At 45.9% G+C, this 2446-nt stretch carries 2 protein-coding genes; both read left to right on the forward strand.

Annotated features, from left to right (window positions below; translation table 11 throughout):
• Positions 1-168 precede the first annotated feature (168 nt).
• The gene (locus AC5I6P_RS05825) at positions 169-1533 is read left to right on the forward strand and encodes a protein kinase domain-containing protein (RefSeq protein WP_495692815.1); all 1365 of its coding nucleotides are present in this window, start codon (positions 169-171) and stop codon (positions 1531-1533) included.
• A gap of 135 nt (positions 1534-1668) precedes the next feature.
• Positions 1669-2253 (forward strand): hypothetical protein, encoded by a 585-nt coding sequence (locus AC5I6P_RS05830; RefSeq protein ID WP_495692816.1) that lies wholly within the window; start codon positions 1669-1671, stop codon positions 2251-2253.
• Positions 2254-2446 lie beyond the last annotated feature (193 nt).

The following is a 2446-nucleotide window of genomic DNA, read 5'->3' on the forward strand; positions in this document are numbered from 1 at the left end:
TTCAAGTCGTCCTATTCTCCCTGATCCTCGTCCCCATGTCTAGAACACGACCGTCTGCATAAATGATCTAAGTCAGTCTTACTAAGAGATAGAAGCAAATCAATCATCTCAACTGGGCAACCTTTCGCCCAAGTCGTTGGAGGATGGCAGATTCATAAGGAGGCTGAAATGGTTGAGCATCAATTAGGGGACGCATTTGTCAAGATTGTCTATGCAAAAGTGAAATCTAACGGCAGAACTGAGATGGTTCCGCTCAAGCTCTACGTTGATGGTTCGTTAGAGCATATTACACAATCCTTGTTCACCTCGGATTCTAGTGTGTCTCCGCAAACAATGTTGGGCGATCGCTATCGTGTTCAGCGCCTTCTGGGTCAGGGTGGCTTTGGGCGAACTTACTTAGCCGCCGATTGCCATCGGTTTGATGAACTGTGCGTGCTGAAAGAATTCTTGCCGCATCAGGTGGGTGATTATGAAATCCAGAAGTCCCGCAAATTGTTTGAGCAAGAAGCCAAAATTTTGCATCAGATTGAGCATCCTCAAATTCCAAAATTCCTCGCTTATTTTGAGGAAGACGGACGCTTATTTCTGGTGCAAGAATACATTAAGGGCTGTACTTATTCCTCGCTATTGCGAGAGCGCCATCAGCGAGGCGAAATGTTTTCTGAAGCCGAAATTGTTGACTGGTTGCATCAGTTGCTACCAGTATTGGACTATATCCATGATCGCAAGATTATTCACCGAGATATTTCACCTGACAACATCATGCTGCACCAAGATCACAACACTCCAATGTTGATTGATTTTGGGGTGGGGAGATGGACACTTGAGCAAGTTCAAGGCGCACCGAGCTATTCGCGCAAGCATTCTGTTGTGGGTAAGGTTGGCTACGCGCCGCACGAGCAAATCTGGATGGGGCAATGTTTTCCGAGCAGCGATTTGTATTCGCTGGCGGTCACGGCGGTGGTCTTGCTGACGGGAAAAGAACCCCAAACGCTGATGGATCCGCGATCGCTAGAGTGGCAGTGGCGGGATCATGCTAAAGTTAGCGATCGCGTCGCTCAGGTTCTCGACAAAATGCTGAATGCCAAGCCGACGGAGCGTTATCTCTCGGCTCAAGACGTAGTAGCGGCCTTGAATAATCTATCCTCACCAAGTGTCACGTTTGTTAGTCAACCGCTCAAAGATTCGGTGGCAAATTTGGTGACAATCGTGAGCCAATCTGCTACTCAAGCAGTGAATGCTAAGCACAACGATGAAACATTCTGTAGCCCAATTCGTGCCAATTTCTCTACACCATTATTGACTGCAGTGTTTGTTCAAAATTGTGAACAAGAATTGATGAATTATATTGGGCCGATCGCAAAGTTTTTAGTACAGCAAGTATTAAAAAATGGAAACACTTCTGGGAGGACTACAGATAGAGCCTCAGATGACGCTACTCTCACGCCGGAAGTATTAGTCAACGCTTTAGCAGAAAAGATTCCGAACCAGAATCAAGCGATTGAATTTCGGCGTCGCTTATTACATTTCTGATTCAATCAGCTTCAACACAAAAATGATTGCATAAGTTAGCAACTATAGTCGTATCAGATTGTAGGAAGACCAATCGGAAAAGCTAGCTTCCTCGCTCGATTTATTAGTCGTTTTGTAACACTAAGAGGTAAAATCATGTCTCGTTCTATTCACTGTGCTGTCAAACTTAGTGCAATGCTTCCTCTTTTACTAGGAGTCACTCTCTTTAATCCAGCAAAAGCTTCTGCACTAGACATTTCGCAAATTCCGCTTCTAGGATCGGCGCTTCAACGAGGATTAACGCTTGAACCTAGTTTAAGGCTTTTCGATCAAGGCATAAACCGAAACAATCTACAAGTTTGCGTTCTGTCTTGCTCACCGATGCCAAACAGTGCAGTGCCTACGCCTGTTGCTCCGCAATTGAATCGCTCTCTGCCTAATGCTGGAATAGGAAGAGGGTTAGTGCCTCAACAGGTGCTGCAGTTGCCAAACCAGGTGTTGCAGCAAGGAGTGCAGCTGCCAAATCAGATTTTGCAGCCTAATTCGCTCATGCAACAATCACAAATGCCACTACAAATGCCACAAGCTGCGCCTATGCAATCGATTCCTCAAGGTGTTGTACCTCAGGGTGTACCCCAGAGTTTGCCTCAATCGAGCCAGATTCAACAAAGACGGACTTCAACACTCCAGCAAGTCGGGCAAGTGTTGCAGCCTCAAATCATGCAAGCGATCGGACGTTAAGCGAATCTGTGAGAAGACAGAAAAAAGTCAATGTGAACCGCCTGAACTGCCCTCACACCCTCTTGTAGAAAACAAGGAACAAGAATTAGATTGGTTCCCCTCGCCCCTCTCCTATGATGGGCGAGGGTAATTCCATTAAATAGACTTAATCGGCAATAGCTTAATCTAGAAGACATATAGTTATTCTCGCTCG

Source organism: Myxacorys sp., assembly GCF_059501405.1.

Bases quoted from the DNA above. Each gene is read 5' to 3' on its own strand.
- AC5I6P_RS05830 (WP_495692816.1), top strand. From the start codon at position 1,669: ATGTCTCGTTCTATTCACTGTGCTGTCAAACTTAGTGCAATGCTTCCT.
- AC5I6P_RS05825 (WP_495692815.1), top strand. From the start codon at position 169: ATGGTTGAGCATCAATTAGGGGACGCATTTGTCAAGATTGTCTATGCA.